The following is a 19,208-nucleotide window of genomic DNA, read 5'->3' on the forward strand; positions in this document are numbered from 1 at the left end:
CCGTGAGCAAGTTCCCCAACTTCGCCGACGTCGCCTTCGAGACGCCCGAGCCGGCCGCCGCGCCGCAAGCCGGCAAGGCCTGGAGCACGCCCGAGGGCGTCGACGTCGCGCCCGCCTTCACCGCCGAGGATGCGGCGGGGCTGGACTTCACCGACGGCCGTCCCGGCGTCGCGCCCTTCGTGCGCGGCCCCTACCCCACCATGTACGTCACCAACCCGTGGACGATCCGCCAGTACGCCGGCTTCTCCACGGCCGAGGATTCGAACGCCTTCTATCGCCGCAACCTGGCCGCTGGTCAGATGGGCCTGTCGGTGGCCTTCGACCTGGCCACCCACCGCGGCTATGACAGTGACCACGAGCGGGTGAAGGGCGACGTCGGCATGGCGGGCGTGGCCATCGACTCGATCCTCGACATGCGCACCCTCTTTTCCGGCATCCCGCTCGACAAGATGAGCGTGTCGATGACCATGAACGGCGCGGTGCTGCCGATCCTGGCGCTCTACATCGTCGCCGCCGAGGAGCAGGGCGTCAGCCCCGACAAGCTGTCGGGCACGATCCAGAACGACATCCTCAAAGAGTTCATGGTGCGGAACACCTACATCTATCCGCCCGCGCCCTCGATGCGGATCATCTCGGACATCTTCGCCTTCACCTCGGCGAACATGCCCAAGTTCAACTCGATCTCGATCAGCGGCTATCACATGCAGGAGGCCGGGGCCTCGGCCGACCTGGAGCTGGCCTACACCCTGGCCGACGGCATCGAATACGCCCGGGCCGGCGTCGCGGCCGGTATGAGCATCGACGCCTTCGCGCCGCGCCTGAGCTTCTTCTGGGCCATCGGCATGAACTACTTCATGGAGGTCGCGAAGATGCGCGCGGCCCGCCTGCTGTGGGCTCGGCTGATGAAGCGCGAGTTCGAGCCGAAGGACGACCGCTCGCTCTCCCTGCGCACCCACAGCCAGACCTCGGGTTGGTCGCTGGCCGCGCAGGACGTGTTCAACAACGTCTCGCGCACCTGCGTCGAGGCCATGGCGGCGGTCAACGGCCAGACCCAGAGCCTGCACACCAACGCCCTGGACGAGGCCCTGGCCCTGCCCACCGATTTTTCGGCCCGCATCGCCCGCAACACCCAGCTGTTCCTGCAGATGGAAAGCGGCACGACCCGCGTCGCCGACCCGTGGGGCGGTTCGTACTACGTCGAACGCCTGACCCACGACCTGGCGGTCAAGGCCCTGGCCCACATCGAGGAGGTCGAGGCCGCCGGCGGCATGGCCAAGGCCATCGAGCAGGGCATCCCCAAGCTGCGCATCGAGGAAGCCGCCGCCAAGACCCAGGCCCGCATCGACTCCAATCGCCAGAGCGTGGTGGGCGTCAATCGCTACAAGCCTGAGGTGGCCGACGTCATTCCGATGCTGAAGGTCGACAACAGCTCGGTGCGCAACCAGCAGCTGGAAAAGCTGGCCCGGCTGAAGGCCGAGCGCGATCCGGCGGCGACGGAGGCCGCGCTGAAAGCGCTGGAGGACGGCGCGCGGGGAAGCGGCAACCTGCTGGCCCTGGCCGTCGACGCCGCCCGCGCCAAGGCCACCGTGGGCGAGATCAGCGACGCCCTGGAGCGGGTGTTCGGCCGCCACCGGGCCGAGATCAAGTCGATCCAGGGGGTCTACATGAAGGAAGCCGGTTCGGATCCCACCACCGCCCGCGCCAAGGCCATGGTCGAGGCCTTCGCCCAGGCCGACGGCCGCCGCCCGCGCATCCTGGTCGCCAAGATGGGCCAGGACGGCCACGACCGCGGCCAGAAGGTGATCGCCACCGCCTTCGCCGACCTCGGCTTCGACGTCGACATCGGCCCGCTGTTCCAGACGCCCGCCGAGGCCGCGCGCCAGGCGGTGGAGAACGACGTCCACATCGTCGGGGCGTCGTCACTGGCGGCCGGGCACCTGACGCTCGCGCCGGAGCTGAAAGCCGAGCTCGGCAAGCAGGGCCGCGCCGACATCATGATGGTGGTCGGCGGCGTGATCCCGCCGCAGGACTTCCAGGCCCTGCGCGACGCCGGCGCCGCGGCGATCTTCCCGCCCGGCACGGTGATCGCCGAGGCGGTGATCGAGCTGCTCGACAAGCTGAACAAGCAGCTCGGCTACACCCAGGGCGAGGCGGCGTGAGGCTTGCCATTCCGCGCTGCGAGCGTACGACGACGCCCAATCGCGTTCTTGCCGCCATCGCTGTCGGCCTGATGGTCGCCTTTCCCGTCTATGCCCTCGCCTATTACGGGGCGCAGGGCGCGGAGCCTTTCCCTGCTATGGGTCCGGGCGAGATTCTGGCGGCGCTGCTGGGGATGCCGCTGATGGCGGGCATGGCCGCACTGCCGGCGCTTCCGGTCTGGGCCGTGCTGCACGGCTGCCGCATCCACTTTCCAGTCTCGGCCCTGGCCATAGGCGTTCTGATCGGCGGAGGCTGGAGCCTGACCTTCCCGGTCGTGAACCCGCCCGCCGCTATCGCCCTGATGGTCGCCGGCGCCGTCAGCGGCCTCGTGATCTGGCGTGTCGCCTACGGGCCCTTTCTGGCCGATCGCCGCCGATCGACTGCCGGCGAAGCCCGGACCGGCTAGCGCCTGCACCGTTTCTCCACCGCCAGCGCCAAGCCGGCTGCACGCGCGCGTCCTCCCATCGCCTAGAACGACAACGAGGAGGCAGGTATGCGACGGGCCAGCGAGCGGACGACTATGCTGCGGGTGATCGTGGGGATCCTGTTCAGCCACCTCGCGCCATCGCTGACCTTGGGCGCGGTGTATGGCCTGTTCGTTCCCGGCGGCGACCAGATCGACGGGGAGCCCTTCAACGCCATGCTGGCCGCGCCGATGTTTGGCCTGCTGCTCGGCTGGCCCTATCTGGTCGCCGGACTGGCCGCCTGGGCGATACTGGACCAGATCGAGCAGCATCACCCGTGGGCGGCCGCCCTGGTCGGCCTCGCCGTCGGCACGGGCGTGGCGTGGTTCTCGTTCCGCGACGGCCTCTTCTTCGGGATCCAGGGCGCCTGGCCGCTCTGTATCGGCGTCGGCCTGCTGACCGGCCTCGGCGTCTGGTGGATCGCCTATGGCCGACAGTGGCTGCCGAAGCCCGCGGCCCCGCCGCCCAGCAGCCGTCTCGTGCTCTGAGCGCACGCCGTTACGCCCCGCCCACGCCGTGCTATCGTCCGGCCCATGAACGCTCCGGGCCGCCCCGCAGAGACCGTCACGCCCTACCGCTTCACGTATGACGACGTGCTGCGCATGGTCGAGGCCGGCATCCTGGCGGAAGACGCGCACGTGGAGCTGATCGAGGGGGAACTGATCGCGGTGTCGCCGGAAAGCGTGCCTCACGTCCGCTGCCGCCGGTGGCTGACCCAGTTCTTCACCCGCCGCCTCGTCGAGGGGCAATGGGAGGTCAATTCCGACGCCCCGGCCCGCCTCGACGACCTGACCGCGCCGGAGCCCGATCTCGCGATCTTCCCGAGCCGCCTGCACGACCGCGACGTACGCGGCGCCGACATCGTGCTGGCGATCGAGGTGTCGGTTTCCAGGCAGGCGTTCTACCTGGGTCGCAAGGCCGAGCTCTACGCCCAGAACGGCATCCGCGAATACTGGGTGGTCGACGTGCCCGGTCGCCAGATCGTCGTGCATCGCGAACCATCGGCGGGCGGCTATCGGGCGGTGCAGGAGATCGGAGCGCGAGGATCGGTCGCGCCGAAAGCGTTTCCGCACCTGGAGATCAAGGTCGCCGACCTGCCGCTCGACGACTGAGCGTCAGCGCTTCCCGGCCTTGGCCTTCACCTTCTTGCGCCGCTTGACCTCTACGTCGTCGGGCAGGCCGTGGCGGGACTCGATGTCCTTCTGCAAAGCCTTGGCGGCCATCAGGTGGCCGGGGAACAGGGTGTCGACCGCCCAGCCCAGCACCGGCACGGTGTCGGACAGGTTGTCGGCGGCCAGATAGGCCAGCATGCGCGCCATGGTCGCCGCGCCCGCCTTGGCCTGCACGGCGTGGAACATCAGCAGCGCCCCCGCCCCCAGGCCATAGGCCAGGCCCGCGCCCGGCACCCAGGCCAGCACGCCGTCCAGGCCGATGCCGACGGGACCCAGGCCAATCAGCCGGTCGGACAGCCGCTTGATGGTCTCGGCGTTGCGCCAGGCCTTGTGCGCCCGGCGCCGGTGGCCGGCGGGGCCTTCATCGATCACTTCGCCATGCAGGGCGGCTTCGTCGGTCATGTCGTCTCAACGCCTCGACGCAAGCTTGGTTGTCAGCCCAGGAACACCACCCGGCGCTTTTCCTTGCCCGAGCGAATGCGCTCCAGCAGGTCGCGATATTCGGCCGTGCCCTGCGCGTCCTTGCGCGAGCCCTCGAAATAGATGGTGTCGTCCATGTGCTTGATCAGCATGCCGCCGGCCCACTTCTGGCCGGTGAACAGGGTGTCGGCCACCGCGCCCAGGCCCGGCGGGCCCAGCGGCAGCAGGGCGTCGATCAGCAGCACGGCGGTCATCTGGATCAGCACCATGGGCGCGGCCCGGGCCCTCACGCCGTCGAACAGCAGCACCCCGCCCGCGCCCAGCGAGTAGAGCGACCCCGCCCCGCCGAACCAGGCGAGAATGCCGTCCAGGCCGATGCCGACCGGCCCGACGCCGACGATATTGTCGGACAGCTTGACCGTGCGTTCGACGCTGCCCCGGATGTTGTGCAGGTCGAGATGCGATTTGGCGAAGAACAACGGCCAGCCCCCCAGCGTAAGCGGGGGCAATCTGCCTCAAGGCCAGGCTTCCCGGAAGCCGGTTTCCCGCCAGAGGCGAAACTTCGCTCCACGACCTGCACGCGATCGGGGAGCCCCTCGCGGCGCTCGCCATTTATGCTTAACTATGCGCCATCGACCGAAGGACCGCCGCCGATGCTGATCTCGACCACCCCGTTCATCGAGGGCCGTCCGGTCCAGGAGTACAAGGGCGCGGTCTATTCCCAGGCGATCCTGGGGGCCAACGTGGTGCTCGACCTCTTGGCCTCGATCCGCGACTTCATCGGCGGCCGCTCCAGTTCCTACGAGCGGGTGCTGGAACGGGCCCGCGAGGACGCCCTCAAGGGCCTGGTCAAGGAAGCCCAGAAGGTCGGCGCCAACGCCATCCTGGCGGTCGATCTCGACTACAACACGGTCGGCCCCAACGGCCAGATGATGATGGTTTCGGTTTCCGGCACCGCCGTCGTCCTCTAAATCCGGCGTGGTGAGCCCGCCCGTTCTCGACATCGCCGATCTGGCCGACCGCCTCGTCGCCGGCGAGCGCGCGGCCCTGGCCCGCGCCATCACCCTGGTCGAGAGCCGCCGCGCCGACCACCAGGCCGCCGCCCGCGACCTGCTGCAACGCCTGATGCCGCGCACCGGCAAGGCCCAGCGGGTCGGGATCACCGGCGTGCCGGGCGCGGGCAAGTCGACCACCATCGAGAGCCTCGGCTGCGCCCTGACCGCCGCCGGCCACAGGGTGGCGGTGCTGGCGGTCGATCCGTCGTCCGGTCGCCACGGCGGCTCGATCCTCGGCGACAAGACCCGCATGGAACGGCTGAGCGTCGATCCGCACGCCTTCATCCGCCCCTCCCCGTCCGGCGGCGCGCTCGGGGGCGTCGCCCGCAAGACCCGCGAGGCCATGCTGCTGTGCGAGGCCGCCGGCTTCGACGTGGTGATCGTCGAGACCGTGGGCGTGGGCCAGTCCGAGACCGTCGTCGCCGACATGGTCGACATCTTCGTGGCCCTGCTGATCCCCGGCGGCGGCGACGAGCTGCAGGGCATCAAGAAGGGCCTGATCGAGCTGGCCGACCTGCTGGTCATCAACAAGGCCGACGCCGATCCGGCCAGGGCCGAGCGCTCGGCCCGCGACTATCGCAACGCCCTGCACATCCTGACCCCCGCCCATCGCGACTGGACGCCGCCGGTGCTGACCGTCTCGGGCCTGACGGGCGCCGGCCTCGACCTGCTGTGGGGTCAGGTCGAGCGCCATCGCGAGGTGATGACCGCCAACGGCGCGAGAGCGTCTCGCCGCGCCGACCAGGACGGCCGCTGGATGTGGGCGATGGTCAACGACCGCCTGGCCGAGGCCTTCCGCGCCGCCCCGGCCGTGGCGGCCCTGGTCGGCGAGACCGAAGCCGCCGTCCGCGCCGGCGACCTCCCCGCCTCGGCGGCGGCGGATCGGCTGCTGAAGGCGTTCGGGCTGTAAAAACCCCCTCAGTCGCGGAGTTTATCCTCGGGCCGGCCTACGGCCGGACCCGGGGGCGACAGCTCCCCCAAAGGGGGAACATCTGCTTAGCTAGATCCTCCCCCTCTGGGGGAGGTGGCCCAAAGGGCCGGAGGGGGCCTCTCCGCAGGAGAGGACCAAACGGAGGAAACCATCGCATGGCGCTGATCCTGCACGCCCACCCGCTCTCGTCGTTCTGCCACAAGGCGCTGATCGCCCTGTACGAGTTCGGCCTGCCCTTCGAGCAGCGGATGGTCGACTTCGGCGACCCGACCTCGGCGGCGGCGTTTCGGGCGCTGTGGCCGATGGCGCGGATGCCGGTGCTGGAGGACGCCGGGCGCGGCCGGGTCGTGCCGGAAAGCTCGATCCTGATCGAATATCTGCAGATCCATCATCCGGTCGCCGCGCGCCTGATCCCCGAGGATCCGGACGCCGCCCTGGAGGTGCGCGCCAAGGACCGGTTCTTCGACCTGTCGGTGCACGTGCCGATGCAGAAGGTGGTGGCCGACCGCATCCGCCCCGCCGACGCCAAGGACCCGCACGGCCTGGCCGCGGCCCGCGCCGACCTGGCCCGCGGCCTCGACATCGTCGAGCGCGACATGGCCGGCCGCACCTGGGCCGCCGGTGAGGCCTTCAGCCTGGCCGACTGCGCCGCCGCCCCGGCCCTGTTCTACGCCGACAAGATAATGCCGCTGGCGGCCGACCGGCCCAACGCGGCGGCCTATCTGCAACGGCTGAAGGCCCGCCCCTCCTATGCGCGGACGCTGGAGGAAGCCGGGCCCTACCTGCATATGTTCCCGGAAGCCTAGGCTTCGGCTTCCCAGGCCAGGAATTCCGGCGTCTCCAGCAGGCGCTCGCAATAGGCCCCCGCCGTGCCGACGTCGCCGTAGTCGGACAGGTGGACGCCATAGGTGCGGAAGCGGGTGGCGACCGGGGTGTAGAAGGCGTCGGCGATTGACCACTCGCCCAGCAGGAACGGCCCGCCCGAGCGCTTCAGAAGCTGGTTCCAGCGCTCGACGATCTTGCGAATGTCCTTCTGGGTCGCCTCGGAGAGGTCGGCGTGCTTGATGACGCCCAGGTCCATCGGGCATTCGCCGCGCAGCGAGGTGAAGCCCGAGTGCATCTCGGCCGCCGCCGAGCGGGCCAGGGCCCGCAGTTCCGGATCGATCGGCCAGAGCTTCGCCTCGGGATATTTCTCGGCCAGGTATTCGCAGATCGCCAGCGAGTCCCAGACCGTCAGGTCGCCGTCCTTGAGCACCGGGATCAGCTTGCTGGGCGAGTGTTTGGCGATCTCGGCGTCGGTGACCTCGGCCTGGCGCAGCGGGATCACCGTCTCCTTGAACGAGACGCCGGCGCGCTTGAGCACCAGCCACGGGCGCAGCGACCAGGTCGACCACTTCTTGGTGCCGATGACGAGTTCCATGGACGGTCTCCTGAGCGATGCGGGGTGGTGTTCCGGCTTAGCGCGCGTCTACAGTCGCCTCAACGATTAGAACAAATGTTCGAGGGAGAGAGTCCATGGCGGAGACGGCTGCCCCGTCGCCTTTGATCGCGCCCGTGTCGAGCGGCTATCGCCGCTACGCCCTCTGGGTGCTGCTGATCATCTACACGCTGAACTTCCTCGACCGGCAGGTGGTCAACATCCTGGCCGAGCCGATCAAGCGCGACCTGGGGCTGGCCGACTGGCAGCTGGGCATGATGACGGGCCTGGCCTTCGCGATCTTCTACACCGTGCTGGGCATACCGATCGCGCGGCTGGCCGAGCGCCGGAACCGGCCGCGGATCATCGCCGTCTCGATCCTGGCCTGGAGCGCCTTCACCCTGCTGTGCGGCCTGGCCCAGAACGTCTGGCAGCTGATCGCGGCCCGCATCGGGGTGGGCGTCGGCGAGGCCGGCTGCACCCCGCCGGCCCACTCGCTGATCACCGACTACGTTCCCAAGGAAAAGCGGGCCAGCGCCATCGCCTTCTATTCGATCGGCACGCCGCTGGGCACCCTGGCCGGCATGGCCATGGGCGGACTGGTCGCCGACGCCTATGGCTGGCGCGTGGCCTTCATGATCGCCGGCGCGCCGGGCGTGGTCTTCGCCCTGATCGCGGCCTTCACCCTGGTCGAGCCCCGCAAGCGCCTGGCCCAGGACCTGGCCGCCCGCACCGCCCAGCCGATCGGCTTCGGCGCGGCCCTGGCGGTGCTGATGGCCAAGAAGACCTTCTGGCTGGTGGCCTTCGCCGCCTCGGTGAAGGCCTTCGTCGGCTACGGCCAGGCGCCGTTCATCGCCTCGTACTTCTTCCGCGTCCACGGCGCCGACATCGCCGCCCTGGCCGCCCAGTTCGGCCTGAAATCGGCCGGCTTCCTGGGGCTGTCGCTCGGCCTGATCGGCGGCACGGCCGGCGTCATCGGCGCCTGGCTGGGCGGACAGTTGGCCGACCGCCTGGGGGCCAAGGACGTGCGGGCCTACGTCACCGTGCCGGCCATCGCCTCGCTCGCCACCCTGCCCTTCTACATCGCCGTGGTCAGCCTCGACGCCGTCGGCGCGGCGATCCTGATCCTGGCCGTGCCGATGCTGCTGGGCACGCTGTGGTACGGGCCGGTCTATGCGACCACCCAGAGCATCGTACCGCCGGCCATGCGGGCGACGGCCTCGGCCGTGCTGCTGTTCGTGATCAACCTGATCGGGCTTGGCCTCGGCCCCGTGGCCGTCGGCGCGCTCAGCGACGTCCTGGCCGGCCCGGTCGGCCTGGGCGAGGCCCAGGGCGTGCGCTGGGCGCTGATCGTCTCGACGATGTTCGGGCTGGTCGCCTTCGCCCTGTTCTGGGCGGCGCGGAAGACGATCCGCGAGGACATGGTGGCCTAGCTGGACGTCTTCGACCTTCGCACGAACAGAACCAGACCCGTAGCGGCGAAGACGGCGAAGTCGATGACCGCATGCCCCCACAGGAGCAGCTTGAGCTTGTCGGCATGGGCGGCTAGCGGCAGCCCCGCCTCTGCGGCCGACGACAACACGATCGTATGGGCGGTCTGCAAAGCGAAATAGTTGACCCAGAGAAAGACGCCGACCGCGATCAGGATCGCCAGGCGCGCCAGCCTGGGCCATTCCAGCATGCCGCCCGGATCCTGCAACTGCTTGAGCAGCCCCAGCAATGTCACGCCGTAGAACAACCACAGCGCCCCGATGCCCGGAAACGCCAGCTTGAACAGTTCGAGCGGCAGGTTCGACTGCTCTCCTGACGTCGCCGTCATGTCGCTTCCCCCAAGCGCGATTTGAGAGATCGACGTTATATCAATTCAGGGTCGTGTAATAGTCGAGCTCAACCCGTCGCGGGCCTCGGGAAGCAGTAGGCGAAGGGATACGGATCGGCGGGCACGCTCGTATCCCAGCGCTCCAGGGCCCGCATCGAGCGAGCGTGATTGAACTCGGCCAGGGAGATGACCTTGGCCGAGGGGACGGGCGTTTCCTGACGGATCGGGCGGGCGGCTTGCATGGGAGACCTCCGACGCGGCGGCCGTTCGAGCGGCCTTGTGTGACCCGAGTAGGCGCTCGCTTTCCTGAACGTCCCCGCTCCCCGCTCGTTGTCTGGGGTTCATCCCCGCGCCGCAAAGCCGCCACCATTCCGAAGCTTCGAAAAGAGGGTGGCGCTCGCCCTGCCGTTGGGTCACAGTCCCTACAAATAGAACAAACGTTTGAAGGGAGAGAGTCAGGATGAGCCAGGCGCGTGCGCCGGGCGGCGGGGCGCCGCTCTATTCCAGGGGCTACAAGGCCTCGGTGCTGGCGCTGCTGCTGGCGACCTACACCTTCAACTTCATCGACCGCACGATCATCGCCACCATCGGCCAGGCCATCAAGGTCGACCTGCACCTCTCCGACACCCAGCTGGGCCTCCTGGGCGGGCTCTATTTCGCCCTGCTCTACACCATCCTCGGTATTCCGATCGCCCGCCTGGCCGAGCGCTGGAACCGGGTGTCGATCATCTCGCTCTCGCTGGTCATCTGGTCGGGCTTCACGGCGCTGTGCGGCAGCGCGGCCAGCTTCGCCCAACTGGCGCTCTATCGCTTCGGGGTGGGCGTCGGCGAGGCCGGCTGCTCGCCGCCCAGCCACTCGCTGATCAGCGACTATTACGAGCCCAAGAGCCGGGCCTCGGCCCTGTCGATCTATTCGTTCGGCATCCCGCTGGGCACGATGTTCGGCGCCATCCTCGGCGGCTGGCTGGCCCAGACCTTCAGCTGGCGGGTGGCCTTCGTCATCGTCGGCCTGCCGGGCATCCTGCTGGCCCTGCTGGTCAAGCTGATCGTCAAGGAGCCGCCGCGCGGCCATTCGGAGATCAAGGAACGGCCGCTCGAAGCCGAAGACGTCGTGGTGGAGCCGGCCAAGCCGCCCTTCTCGCTGGCCGGCGAGTTCAGGGAACTGGGCGCGGTGATGGCCGTGCTGTTCGGCAAGTGGCCGGTCCTGCACATGATGCTGGGCGTCACCCTGGCCTCGTTCGGCTCGTATGGCTCCGGCGCGTTCCTGCCGCCCTATCTGGTGCGCGGCTTCGGGTTGAACCTGGCGCAGGTAGGCCTGATCGTCGGCCTGATCGCCGGCTTCTCGGCCGGCATCGGCACCCTGGTCGGCGGCTTCCTGACCGACTGGGCGGGCAGGAAGAGCGCCAAGTGGTACGCCCTGGTCCCGGCCATCGGCCTGCTGGTCGCCACCCCGATCTACATCGTCGCCTACCTGCAGCCCGACTGGAAGACGATGGCGCTGATCCTGCTGGTCCCCGGCATCTTCCACTACACCTACCTGGCCCCGACCTTCGGGGTGGTGCAGAACTCGGTGGAGCCGCGCCGGCGGGCCACGGCCACAGCCCTGCTGTTCTTCTTCCTCAACCTGATCGCCCTGGGCGGCGGCCCGGTGTTCACCGGCTGGCTGATCGACCACCTGGCCGGCTTCCACTTCAACCATCCGCAGGCCGGCGGCATCTTCGGCGCGCTCGGCGGCATGTTCTCGCCCGGCGCCATCGACTTCGCGAGCGCCTGCCCCGGCGGGATCGCGCCCAAGGGCGCACCGATCGAGGCCGCCAAGGCCTGCGGCGCGGCCATGGCCCGCGCCACCCAGCAGGGGATCATCGTCACCCTGTGCTTCTACGCCTGGGCCGGCGTGCACTACGCCCTGGCGGCGATCGGCATGGTCAAGCACATGAAGTCGCGGGGCTGAGACGGCGTTTGAGGGCGGCGGGCGTGGCGCGTTTCCATTCCGCCGCCCCCGCCGCTAAGGTTGGCCCATGCTTCAACGCTACCTGCGCCTGCTGGGTCTCGCCGTCGCCGCTCTGCTGGTCAGCTGGATGGTCCTGGGCGTGACCGACACCCTTATCTATGAAGACCAGCCGCAGGCTGGGACGCGCGGTGTGATCGAACGCAAGATCAAGATCGAGGGACGCCTGCGGACCGTGCGCATGACACCGACCCAGAACGCGGTGCGGCTGGCCGTCGAGAGCGTGCACGGCGTCTCCGGACTGCTGACCTTCGCCCTCGTCATCGGCCTGGCCTTCAACTGGCCGGGGCTGGAGGAGCGCCGGAAGCGCCGCCGCCCCGGCGAGCTCGCCTAAGTAATAACCCGCTTCCCTTGACTCCGCGGCCCCACGCGACGAAACCCCGGCCCCATGATCAGCCGCTACGCCCGCCCCGAAGCCGCCGCCATCTGGTCCAGCCAGACCAAGTACAAGATCTGGTTCGAGATCGAGGCCCACGCCGCCGACGCCATGGCCGAACTGGGGGTCATCCCCAAGCTCGCCGCCGAGACGATCTGGGAAAAGGGCCGCGACGCGGTCTGGGACAGCGACCGCATCGACGAGATCGAGCGCGTCACCAAGCATGACGTCATCGCCTTCCTGACCCACGTGTCGGAAATCGTCGGCCCCGAGGCCCGCTTCCTGCACCAGGGCATGACCAGTTCGGACGTGCTGGACACCTGCTTCGCCGTGCAGCTGTCGCGCGCCACCGACCTGCTGCTGGACGGCGTCGACCTCGTTCTCGCCGCCCTCAAGCGCCGCGCCCTCGAACACAAGATGACCGTCTGCGTCGGCCGCAGCCACGGCATCCACGCCGAGCCGATCACCTTCGGCCTGAAGCTGGCCGGCTACTACGCCGAGTTCCAGCGCGCCAAGGAGCGCCTGGCGATGGCCAAGTTCGAAATCGCCACCTGCGCGATCTCGGGCGCCGTCGGCACCTTCGCCAATGTCGACCCGCGCGTCGAACAGCACGTGGCCGACAAGATGGGCCTGGCCGTCGAGCCGGTCTCGACCCAGGTGATCCCGCGCGACCGTCACGCCGCCTATTTCGCCGCTCTGGGCGTCGTGGCCTCGTCGATCGAGCGCCTGGCCACCGAGATCCGTCACCTGCAGCGCACGGAAGTCCTCGAAGCCGAAGAGCCGTTCGATCCGGGCCAGAAGGGCTCGTCGGCCATGCCGCACAAGCGCAACCCGATCCTGACCGAGAACCTGACGGGCCTGGCTCGCCTGGTCCGCTCGGCCGTGGTGCCGGCGATGGAGAACGTCGCCCTCTGGCACGAGCGCGACATCAGCCACTCGTCGGTCGAGCGTGGCATCGGCCCGGACGCCACCATCCACCTCGACTTCGCCCTGCGCCGTCTGGCGGGCGTGATCGAGCGCTTCAACATCTATCCCGACAACATGGCCAAGAACCTCGACAAGCTCGGGGGCCTGGTGTTCTCGCAGCGGGTCATGCTGGCCCTGACGCACAAGGACGTGTCGCGCGAAGACGCCTACGCCGCTGTCCAGGGCAACGCCATGAAGGTGTGGCGCGGCGAAGGCCGCTTCCTCGACTTCCTCAAGGCCGACCCGGTGGTCTCCAAGGCCCTGACCGACGCCGAACTCGAGGAGCTGTTCGACTTCGGCTACCACACCAAGAACGTCGACGTGATCTTCAAGCGCGTCTTCGGCGAACAGGCCTGAACCACTTGAGCGAGCCGCCGATCCTTCGTCTGAACCCGGCGCTGGATCCGGCGGCCTTCGCGGCCGCCTATGCTCGCGACGGCGTGGTGCGGATCCCGGGGATCTTCGAGCCGGCCACGGCCGATGTCCTGGCGCGCATGCTCGAACAGGGCATGAACTGGGACGTCATCTGCTCCACCGAGACCGGCAAGGCCGAGGTGCTGGACCGGGCGACGATCCAGAGACTGGGCGCGGCCGGGGTCGGCGAGAAGCTGAAGGCCGCCACCCTGCGGGCCCGCAACGGCTTTGCTTACGTCTATCTCGGCTATCCGATGATCAGCGCCTATCTGAACGGGCGCGACAAGGGTCACCCGATCCACGACCTGACCGACTTCCTCAACAGCCCCGAGATGATCGCCTTCGGGGCGGCGGTGATCGGCGAGAGCGGGATCACCAAGCTCGACGCCCAAGCCACGCTCTACCGGCCGGGCGACTTTCTCACCCGTCACGACGACACCGGCGAGGGCGACCGGCGGGCGGCCTACACCATCAGCCTGACCCGCGAATGGCGCAGCGACTGGGGCGGCCAGCTGCTGTTCCACGACTCCGAGGGCGACATCGAGCGCGGCTTCGCCCCGGCCTTCAACGTGATGACCATCTTCAAGGTGCCCCGCCAGCATTCGGTGGCCCCCGTCGCGCCCTACGCCGGCGCGCCGCGGCTGATGGTGACCGGCTGGCTGAAGGACAGCCCGCCGTCGGGCGCGCCGCGAGCGGGGTGACACAAGCGCCCTCCCCCGGCGAACGCAAACGCGGCTTTCCGCCGGTCGTCGATCCCGATGTGCGCCTGCTGGTGCTGGGCAGCCTGCCCGGCGACGCCTCGCTGGCGGCCGCGCAATACTATGGCCACCCCCGCAACGGCTTCTGGCGGCTGATCGGCGCGGCGCTCGACCGCGACCTCGCTTCCCTGCCCTATGACGAGCGCCTCGCGGCCCTCCTGGCGGCGGGCGTGGGCCTGTGGGACGTGCACGCCGAGGCGGTGCGGCCAGGCAGCCTGGACGCCGCGATCAAGAACGCCGCCAACAACGACCTGCTGGGCCTGGTGGCCAGCCTGCCCCGCCTGCGGGCCGTGGCCTTCAACGGCGGGACGGCGGCCAAGGCGGGGGAGCGTTTACTGGCCGGATCGGGCCTGGCCCTGGTCCCTCTGCCCTCGTCCAGTCCGGCCTATGCGGCGATGGGGTTCGAGGCCAAGCGCGAGGCCTGGCTGGGCCTGAGGGCGTGGCTCTGAAATGAAGCTCCTCCCCCGTGAAACGGGGGAGGAGCTGGCGTCCCTACCCCTCGGCCTTCACGGGCACGTTCTGGACGTGGGTCTGGAGGTAGTCGAACCGGCCCGCGCCGCTCCAGTCGTCGCCCACCGACAGAACGGCGGTGAAGTCGGCCAGCGGCTGGCCAGCGGGCGTGAACTGGCCGCTCAGCGAGATCTGCCGGCCCTGCTCGGCCGGGCCGACCTGGCCCGCCACCTCGAACCGATGCCGGCCGCCGATCACCGCCTGATTGATCTCGGCCACGCCGTTGACGCCGGCGCCGTCGATCTGCAACTCCAGCCGCAGGATCGGCGCGCCGGGCATGCCCACCCGTCCGACGATCAGCTGGACCGCAACCGCCGCTTCGCCGCACACTTCGACGTCGTCCGCCATTTCGTTTCCCCCGAACGCGTGCGGCGGCCCCTGCCCCGCCCCGACGTTCGGCCGCGAACCTATGGCCGCGCCGCCGGGTGCGCCGTGCGATTTCGCACAACCCCGGTCCACGAACAGAAAAGGCCCGGCCGGCGCAGCGCCGGACCGGGCCTCGTCTCATCGCCGACCTCAGCCGACGTTCTTCACCGGCACGTTGTCGACGTGGGTGTTGAGGTAGTCGAAGCCGCCGTGGCCGTTCCAGCTCTTGTCGACCACGAGGCCGGCGCGGAACTGCACCAGGAACGCGCCGATGGCGGGCGGCGGCACGCTGGCCACGAACTGGCCGTGCAGCGCGACCAGCAGCTGATCCTGGCCGAAGCCGGTGTGGTAGATGTTGCCCTGCACCGGGAAGCGGTGCTGGCCGCCGATGATCGCCTGGTTGATCTCGGCGATGCCGCTGACATGGCCCGAGGGCGCGTCGACGGTCAGGGCCAGGCTGACGATCGGGGCGCCGGGCGTGCCGACGTTACCGACCACGAGCTTGACCAGATAAAGCCCGACCGGGCTGATTTCGGTGGTTTGGGAGTGCAGGTTGCCGACGTCGTCAGCCATGTGTCGTCCTCCGGGTTAGCGGGACGGTCGCTTGGTCGCCGCCCCGTCTTTCGACGATGCGCCTGACGGGCGAATTCACTGCCCGATAAAGCCTGAGGACGATTTCAGATTTTCGACAACCTTAAGGTGTTCATTTTCACAGAACGGCGATAGCGCAAAAGAAAAGGCCCGGCCGGTGCGAACCGGGCCGGGCCTCTTCGTCTTTGCTCGCCCCGGGTTTTTCGCCCCGGCAGGCGGCGCGGCTTATTCGCCCGAGCGGATCTGCTCGCGGGCGAAGGCCAGCAGCTCGGCCATCTTCATGCGGACTTCGCCTTCGGACACGGCCACGCCCGAGCCCTTCAGGTCTTCGAAGACCTTGCGGACCACGTCGTCGTCGCCCGGCTGTTCGAAGTCGGACTTCACCACGGCGCGGGCGTATTCCTCGACCGTGGCGAGGCCCATCAGGCCGGCGGCCCATTCGCCGACCAGGCGGTTACGGCGGGCGGTGGCCTTGAACTCCAGCTCCTGGTCGTTCGCGAACTTGCGTTCGAAAGCCTGCTCGCGGTCGTCGAAGGTCGTCATGAAAGCCCCAAGTTTTCCGAAACGCCTCCGCCGATGGGTTGCAACCCAGGGCGGTAGAGCGGCGATCCAGTGTAAGAGAGTAGATCGGTTTCGTCCCGTGCGAACATAGGGTGTCCGCGAGGCGAAGTGGTTCTTGTGGCGGCTCCATATCCCGTGGCGAGGCGGGGGGCAATCGCCCGCGTCGCCGCAGGGCGAAGGTTTACCACGATGGCAGGCCACGTTTGCGCCAAAGGCCGCGTTCGAGTAGGTTCCAACAGACATTTTTCAGTGAGCGGCCTTGAGTCGAACGCCGCGCGCAGCTATCCGCCGCGCGCGCTTTTCGTTTCTCCAGGAGTCCTTACCGGGCTAGGGCGGCGCGCTTATTCGCAGGAAGGGCCTCGACGAGAGCCATGACCCGTCGCAAGAAGATCTACGAAGGCAAGGCCAAGATCCTGTACGAGGGCCCCGAGCCCGGCACGCTGATCCAGTACTTCAAGGACGACGCCACCGCCTTCAACGGCGAGAAGAAGGCCCAGCTGGAAGGCAAGGGCGTCATCAACAACCGCATCAGCGAGTACATCATGACTCGCCTGAACGCGATCGGCGTGCAGAACCACTTCATCCGCCGGCTGAACCTGCGCGAGCAGCTGATCAAGGAAGTCGAGATCGTTCCGCTGGAAGTCGTCGTGCGCAACATCGCCGCCGGCTCGATCGCCACGCGCCTGGGCCTGACCGAAGGCCAGCCGCTGCCGCGCTCGATCATCGAGTTCTACTACAAGGAAGACAAGCTCAACGACCCGATGGTGTCGGAAGAGCACATCACCGCGTTCAACTGGGCCGCCACCCAGGAGATCGACGACATGATGGCCATGGCCCTGCGGGTGAACGACTATCTGTCGGGCCTGTTCAGCGGCGTCGGCATCACGCTGGTGGACTTCAAGATCGAGTTCGGCCGCATCTACGAGGGCGACTTCTCGCGGATCATCCTGGCCGACGAGATCAGCCCCGACAGCTGCCGCCTGTGGGACGCCGCCACCAACGAGAAGCTGGACAAGGACCGCTTCCGTCGCGACCTCGGCAACGTCATCGAGAGCTATACCGAAGTGGCCCGCCGCCTCGGCATCATGAAGGAAATGCCCACCGTCATCCAAGGCGGCGTGCACTAAGTCAGTCAGGACGCCTCCCTGACGGGAGGCGTCGCGGCGCCGGGCGCTGCTGGGGAGATTTTGCGTTGAAAGCCACTGTCCACGTGTTCCTGAAGCCCGGCGTGCTCGACGTCCAGGGCAAGGCCGTCGAGAACGCCCTGCATGGCCTGGGCTGGCCGTCGGTGAAGGACGCCCGCGTCGGCCGCGTCATCGAGTTCGACCTCGATGCGACCGACGCCGAGGCCGCCAAGACCGAGGTCAAGGCCATGTGCGAGAAGCTGCTGGCCAACACGGTCATCGAAAGCTACCGCATCGACATCGCCTGAGGCTTGGGCCTTAAGCGAATGCAATTGGAAAGGGGCGGCTGATCCAGCCGCCCCTTTTTCTTGTCTCCAAGACCGATCGACATTCAGCCGTTCGCGATCTTCAAATCCGAGCATCCCCGCGAAGGCGGGGATCCAAGCTGGCTGTCAGGAAGAGGCCCGGCCGTGGATCACCCGCGGACTCGGCTTGGGTCCCCGCCTTCGCGGGGATGCTCGGTGGAAAATGAGCCAAGGCCGGTGAATGTCGACCCGTCCTACACCTTCGCCGAGGCCCACGGCCCCGAGATCGCCACCGTGATCCCCGGATTCTGGATGTTGACGAACAGCGTGGTCCCGTCGGGCGAGAAGCAGGCGCCGGCCAGCTCGGAATTGCCCGGGAAGACGTTGCGGCCCAGCGTGTAGACCTTGCCCTCGGGGGTCACGCCGCGCAGGTGGTTGCGCAGGGTCTCCGAATAGCGGTCCTCGCAGACGATGACGTGGCCCCACGGGGCGACCACCAGGTTGTCGGCGTAGTCGAGCACCCGGCCGTTGCCGCTTTCCACGAAAAGCTGCAGGCGGCCCGGCTGGTCCTTCTCGCCGGCCTGGCCCTCGAGGGCGCTGGGCACGTAGCGGAACAGCTGGCCCGCCCCGATCGGCCCGCCCGAGGTGCAGGCGAAATAGAGCTCGCCCTGGCCGAAATAGAGCCCCTCGCCCCGGCAGAAGATCGCCGCGCCGGCCTTGTGCCCGCGGCGGCGGATGTCGTCGTGCGGGTTGTCGACGCCGTCGAGGTCGATCCAGCGCACGGTCTTCCAGCTGCGCGGCGCGAACGATTTCTCGACCTGGTTGCGGGTGTCGCCGCCTTCGGGGGCTTCCACCAGCCCAAGGGCTTGCAAGCGCCCGCCGGCCGCCAGGTTCCTGCGGTCGTTGGGCAGGAAGCGGTAGAACAGGCCGTCGGCCACGTCCTCGGTCATGTAGATCACGCCGGTGCGCGGATCGATGCAGGCGGCCTCGTGCTGGAAGCGGCCCATGGCGGTCAGGGCCACCGGCTCGACCAGGCCGAGATGGGCGCTGGGCACCTCGAAGACGTAGCCGTGGCTCTTGCCAACCTCGAGGCCGGCGTCGAGCGTCGTCTCCTCGCAGCTCAGCCACGAGCCCCAGGGCGTGACGCCGCCGCAGCAGTTGATGATCGTGCCGGCCAGACTCAGGTGCTGGCGCTCGGTCTGGCCGGTCCGCAGATTGTAGAGCTGGGTGGTCGTGCCGCCGGCCAGCGGCAGGTCGCCGTTGTGGAAGTCCCAGACCTTCGAACGGTCCACCTTGTCGACATAGCGCATGCCAAGGCCATAGGGGCCGTAGTCGTGGTCGGTGACTGAAAGCTCGTGATTGCGCACCAGCAGCACCCGGTCGGCGTCGACGCCAAAGCAGCCCATGCCGTCGCCCTTGCCCGGCACCAGCAGGCCGTCGCTCATGGTCTCGCCGACCTGGGCGATGACGCGGTAGCGGAAGCCCCAGGGCAGGTCGAGCATGCCCTTGGGATCGGGGATCAGCGGGCCGTAGCCCTCGACCTGGTTGAGATAGGTCTCCAGTTCCGGCGCCTCGTCCTGGGCGCGCGCGGAAAAGCCGGAGAAGGCCAGGCTGGTGGCGGCCGCGCCGAGGAAGAGCCTGCGGGAAAGAGCCATGGGAACCACCTCGTCGAGTCCGCGAGCGGACTATCTTTCATGTTTCGATGACGCCGCCGCGACGGCGGGTCGGCCTTTGCGGGGCTTTTGGAGATCG

General features: G+C 68.6%; 24 protein-coding genes. 15 read left to right on the top strand and 9 right to left on the bottom strand.

Going from position 1 to position 19,208, the window contains the following annotated elements:
- Positions 1-2 precede the first annotated feature (2 nt).
- The 4 genes from scpA to AC1RRS_RS10965 all read left to right on the top strand — a co-directional run bounded on the left by scpA (position 3) and on the right by AC1RRS_RS10965 (position 3,775).
- Complete coding sequence (scpA, locus tag AC1RRS_RS10950) at positions 3-2,159, top strand: methylmalonyl-CoA mutase (RefSeq protein ID WP_492855181.1); 2,157 nt, start codon at positions 3-5, stop codon at positions 2,157-2,159.
- The gene (locus AC1RRS_RS10955) at positions 2,156-2,605 is read left to right on the top strand and encodes a hypothetical protein (protein ID WP_492855182.1); all 450 of its coding nucleotides are present in this window, start codon (positions 2,156-2,158) and stop codon (positions 2,603-2,605) included. Before scpA ends, AC1RRS_RS10955 begins: the two co-directional genes overlap by 4 nt.
- A gap of 87 nt (positions 2,606-2,692) precedes the next feature.
- Positions 2,693-3,151: a hypothetical protein gene (locus AC1RRS_RS10960; RefSeq protein WP_492855183.1), complete on the top strand. Its 459-nt coding sequence runs from the start codon at positions 2,693-2,695 to the stop codon at positions 3,149-3,151.
- Between the two features lie 45 nt (positions 3,152-3,196).
- The gene (locus tag AC1RRS_RS10965; protein ID WP_492855184.1) at positions 3,197-3,775 is read left to right on the top strand and encodes a Uma2 family endonuclease; all 579 of its coding nucleotides are present in this window, start codon (positions 3,197-3,199) and stop codon (positions 3,773-3,775) included.
- Positions 3,776-3,778: 3 nt separating this feature from the next.
- On the opposite strand, the gene AC1RRS_RS10970 is transcribed toward AC1RRS_RS10965, so the two are convergent.
- Positions 3,779-4,237 carry a DUF4112 domain-containing protein gene (locus tag AC1RRS_RS10970; RefSeq protein ID WP_492855185.1) on the bottom strand — a complete coding sequence of 153 codons (459 nt, stop codon included), beginning with the start codon at positions 4,235-4,237 and terminating at the stop codon, positions 3,779-3,781.
- A gap of 32 nt (positions 4,238-4,269) precedes the next feature.
- A complete protein-coding gene (locus AC1RRS_RS10975) occupies positions 4,270-4,734 on the bottom strand; it encodes a DUF4112 domain-containing protein (protein ID WP_101712668.1) in 465 nt (154 codons plus the stop codon).
- A 174-nt stretch (positions 4,735-4,908) separates the two neighbouring features.
- On the opposite strand from AC1RRS_RS10975, the gene AC1RRS_RS10980 reads away from it, so the two are divergent.
- The 3 genes from AC1RRS_RS10980 to AC1RRS_RS10990 all read left to right on the top strand — a co-directional run bounded on the left by AC1RRS_RS10980 (position 4,909) and on the right by AC1RRS_RS10990 (position 7,047).
- Complete coding sequence (locus tag AC1RRS_RS10980; RefSeq protein WP_110121463.1) at positions 4,909-5,226, top strand: heavy metal-binding domain-containing protein; 318 nt, start codon at positions 4,909-4,911, stop codon at positions 5,224-5,226.
- Positions 5,227-5,236: 10 nt separating this feature from the next.
- The gene (meaB, locus tag AC1RRS_RS10985; RefSeq protein ID WP_492855186.1) at positions 5,237-6,220 is read left to right on the top strand and encodes a methylmalonyl Co-A mutase-associated GTPase MeaB; all 984 of its coding nucleotides are present in this window, start codon (positions 5,237-5,239) and stop codon (positions 6,218-6,220) included.
- A 176-nt stretch (positions 6,221-6,396) separates the two neighbouring features.
- A complete protein-coding gene (locus AC1RRS_RS10990; protein ID WP_492855187.1) occupies positions 6,397-7,047 on the top strand; it encodes a glutathione S-transferase family protein in 651 nt (216 codons plus the stop codon).
- Here AC1RRS_RS10990 and AC1RRS_RS10995 read toward each other — a convergent pair.
- Positions 7,044-7,661: a glutathione S-transferase family protein gene (locus AC1RRS_RS10995; RefSeq protein WP_492855188.1), complete on the bottom strand. Its 618-nt coding sequence runs from the start codon at positions 7,659-7,661 to the stop codon at positions 7,044-7,046. The two genes, AC1RRS_RS10990 and AC1RRS_RS10995, sit on opposite strands and share 4 nt — an antisense overlap.
- Positions 7,662-7,756: 95 nt before the next feature.
- On the opposite strand from AC1RRS_RS10995, the gene AC1RRS_RS11000 reads away from it, so the two are divergent.
- A complete protein-coding gene (locus AC1RRS_RS11000; protein WP_492855189.1) occupies positions 7,757-9,091 on the top strand; it encodes a spinster family MFS transporter in 1,335 nt (444 codons plus the stop codon).
- Here AC1RRS_RS11000 and AC1RRS_RS11005 read toward each other — a convergent pair.
- Positions 9,088-9,477: a hypothetical protein gene (locus tag AC1RRS_RS11005; protein ID WP_492855190.1), complete on the bottom strand. Its 390-nt coding sequence runs from the start codon at positions 9,475-9,477 to the stop codon at positions 9,088-9,090. The genes AC1RRS_RS11000 and AC1RRS_RS11005 overlap by 4 nt on opposite strands.
- 68 nt (positions 9,478-9,545) lie before the next feature.
- The gene (locus AC1RRS_RS11010) at positions 9,546-9,719 is read right to left on the bottom strand and encodes a hypothetical protein (protein WP_492855191.1); all 174 of its coding nucleotides are present in this window, start codon (positions 9,717-9,719) and stop codon (positions 9,546-9,548) included.
- A 218-nt stretch (positions 9,720-9,937) separates the two neighbouring features.
- Here AC1RRS_RS11010 and AC1RRS_RS11015 point away from each other — a divergent pair, with 218 nt between their 5' ends.
- From AC1RRS_RS11015 to AC1RRS_RS11035, 5 genes are all read left to right on the top strand, one after another.
- A complete protein-coding gene (locus tag AC1RRS_RS11015) occupies positions 9,938-11,428 on the top strand; it encodes a spinster family MFS transporter (RefSeq protein ID WP_492855192.1) in 1,491 nt (496 codons plus the stop codon).
- A gap of 67 nt (positions 11,429-11,495) precedes the next feature.
- Positions 11,496-11,819 carry a hypothetical protein gene (locus AC1RRS_RS11020; RefSeq protein WP_492855193.1) on the top strand — a complete coding sequence of 108 codons (324 nt, stop codon included), beginning with the start codon at positions 11,496-11,498 and terminating at the stop codon, positions 11,817-11,819.
- A 54-nt stretch (positions 11,820-11,873) separates the two neighbouring features.
- Positions 11,874-13,184, top strand: coding sequence for an adenylosuccinate lyase (purB, locus tag AC1RRS_RS11025; RefSeq protein WP_110121469.1), 1,311 nt, complete (start codon positions 11,874-11,876; stop codon positions 13,182-13,184).
- A gap of 5 nt (positions 13,185-13,189) precedes the next feature.
- Entirely contained in the window at positions 13,190-13,942 is a 753-nt protein-coding gene (locus tag AC1RRS_RS11030; RefSeq protein WP_492855194.1) for a 2OG-Fe(II) oxygenase, read from the top strand.
- On the top strand, positions 13,939-14,448 hold the full coding sequence (locus AC1RRS_RS11035) for a DNA-deoxyinosine glycosylase (RefSeq protein WP_492855196.1): 510 nt from the start codon (positions 13,939-13,941) through the stop codon (positions 14,446-14,448). Before AC1RRS_RS11030 ends, AC1RRS_RS11035 begins: the two co-directional genes overlap by 4 nt.
- 43 nt (positions 14,449-14,491) lie before the next feature.
- On the opposite strand, the gene AC1RRS_RS11040 is transcribed toward AC1RRS_RS11035, so the two are convergent.
- From AC1RRS_RS11040 to AC1RRS_RS11050, 3 genes are all read right to left on the bottom strand, one after another.
- On the bottom strand, positions 14,492-14,857 hold the full coding sequence (locus AC1RRS_RS11040; protein ID WP_492855197.1) for a DUF1842 domain-containing protein: 366 nt from the start codon (positions 14,855-14,857) through the stop codon (positions 14,492-14,494).
- 168 nt (positions 14,858-15,025) lie between these two features.
- On the bottom strand, positions 15,026-15,448 hold the full coding sequence (locus AC1RRS_RS11045) for a DUF1842 domain-containing protein (protein ID WP_110121473.1): 423 nt from the start codon (positions 15,446-15,448) through the stop codon (positions 15,026-15,028).
- A 243-nt stretch (positions 15,449-15,691) separates the two neighbouring features.
- Positions 15,692-16,009, bottom strand: coding sequence for a DUF1476 domain-containing protein (locus tag AC1RRS_RS11050; RefSeq protein WP_110121474.1), 318 nt, complete (start codon positions 16,007-16,009; stop codon positions 15,692-15,694).
- Positions 16,010-16,398: 389 nt separating this feature from the next.
- Between AC1RRS_RS11050 and purC the strand changes: the two genes are divergently transcribed.
- Entirely contained in the window at positions 16,399-17,154 is a 756-nt protein-coding gene (purC, locus tag AC1RRS_RS11055; protein ID WP_109454828.1) for a phosphoribosylaminoimidazolesuccinocarboxamide synthase, read from the top strand.
- Between the two features lie 65 nt (positions 17,155-17,219).
- Positions 17,220-17,459, top strand: a complete 240-nt coding sequence (purS, locus tag AC1RRS_RS11060) for a phosphoribosylformylglycinamidine synthase subunit PurS (RefSeq protein ID WP_110121476.1) — start codon at positions 17,220-17,222, stop codon at positions 17,457-17,459.
- A 251-nt stretch (positions 17,460-17,710) separates the two neighbouring features.
- On the opposite strand, the gene AC1RRS_RS11065 is transcribed toward purS, so the two are convergent.
- A complete protein-coding gene (locus AC1RRS_RS11065; RefSeq protein ID WP_492855198.1) occupies positions 17,711-19,111 on the bottom strand; it encodes an alkaline phosphatase PhoX in 1,401 nt (466 codons plus the stop codon).
- Positions 19,112-19,208: the final 97 nt, after the last annotated feature.

The sequence above is a fragment of the Caulobacter sp. GW821-FHT12A07 genome (assembly GCF_058807655.1).

Bases quoted from the DNA above. Each gene is read 5' to 3' on its own strand.
- AC1RRS_RS10960 (WP_492855183.1), top strand. From the start codon at position 2,693: ATGCGACGGGCCAGCGAGCGGACGACTATGCTGCGGGTGATCGTGGGG.
- AC1RRS_RS10965 (WP_492855184.1), top strand. From the start codon at position 3,197: ATGAACGCTCCGGGCCGCCCCGCAGAGACCGTCACGCCCTACCGCTTC.
- AC1RRS_RS10970 (WP_492855185.1), bottom strand. From the start codon at position 4,237: ATGACCGACGAAGCCGCCCTGCATGGCGAAGTGATCGATGAAGGCCCC.
- AC1RRS_RS10980 (WP_110121463.1), top strand. From the start codon at position 4,909: ATGCTGATCTCGACCACCCCGTTCATCGAGGGCCGTCCGGTCCAGGAG.
- AC1RRS_RS10990 (WP_492855187.1), top strand. From the start codon at position 6,397: ATGGCGCTGATCCTGCACGCCCACCCGCTCTCGTCGTTCTGCCACAAG.
- AC1RRS_RS10995 (WP_492855188.1), bottom strand. From the start codon at position 7,661: ATGGAACTCGTCATCGGCACCAAGAAGTGGTCGACCTGGTCGCTGCGC.
- AC1RRS_RS11000 (WP_492855189.1), top strand. From the start codon at position 7,757: ATGGCGGAGACGGCTGCCCCGTCGCCTTTGATCGCGCCCGTGTCGAGC.
- AC1RRS_RS11005 (WP_492855190.1), bottom strand. From the start codon at position 9,477: ATGACGGCGACGTCAGGAGAGCAGTCGAACCTGCCGCTCGAACTGTTC.
- AC1RRS_RS11010 (WP_492855191.1), bottom strand. From the start codon at position 9,719: ATGCAAGCCGCCCGCCCGATCCGTCAGGAAACGCCCGTCCCCTCGGCC.
- AC1RRS_RS11015 (WP_492855192.1), top strand. From the start codon at position 9,938: ATGAGCCAGGCGCGTGCGCCGGGCGGCGGGGCGCCGCTCTATTCCAGG.
- AC1RRS_RS11020 (WP_492855193.1), top strand. From the start codon at position 11,496: ATGCTTCAACGCTACCTGCGCCTGCTGGGTCTCGCCGTCGCCGCTCTG.
- purB (WP_110121469.1), top strand. From the start codon at position 11,874: ATGATCAGCCGCTACGCCCGCCCCGAAGCCGCCGCCATCTGGTCCAGC.
- AC1RRS_RS11040 (WP_492855197.1), bottom strand. From the start codon at position 14,857: ATGGCGGACGACGTCGAAGTGTGCGGCGAAGCGGCGGTTGCGGTCCAG.
- AC1RRS_RS11045 (WP_110121473.1), bottom strand. From the start codon at position 15,448: ATGGCTGACGACGTCGGCAACCTGCACTCCCAAACCACCGAAATCAGC.
- AC1RRS_RS11050 (WP_110121474.1), bottom strand. From the start codon at position 16,009: ATGACGACCTTCGACGACCGCGAGCAGGCTTTCGAACGCAAGTTCGCG.
- purC (WP_109454828.1), top strand. From the start codon at position 16,399: ATGACCCGTCGCAAGAAGATCTACGAAGGCAAGGCCAAGATCCTGTAC.
- AC1RRS_RS11065 (WP_492855198.1), bottom strand. From the start codon at position 19,111: ATGGCTCTTTCCCGCAGGCTCTTCCTCGGCGCGGCCGCCACCAGCCTG.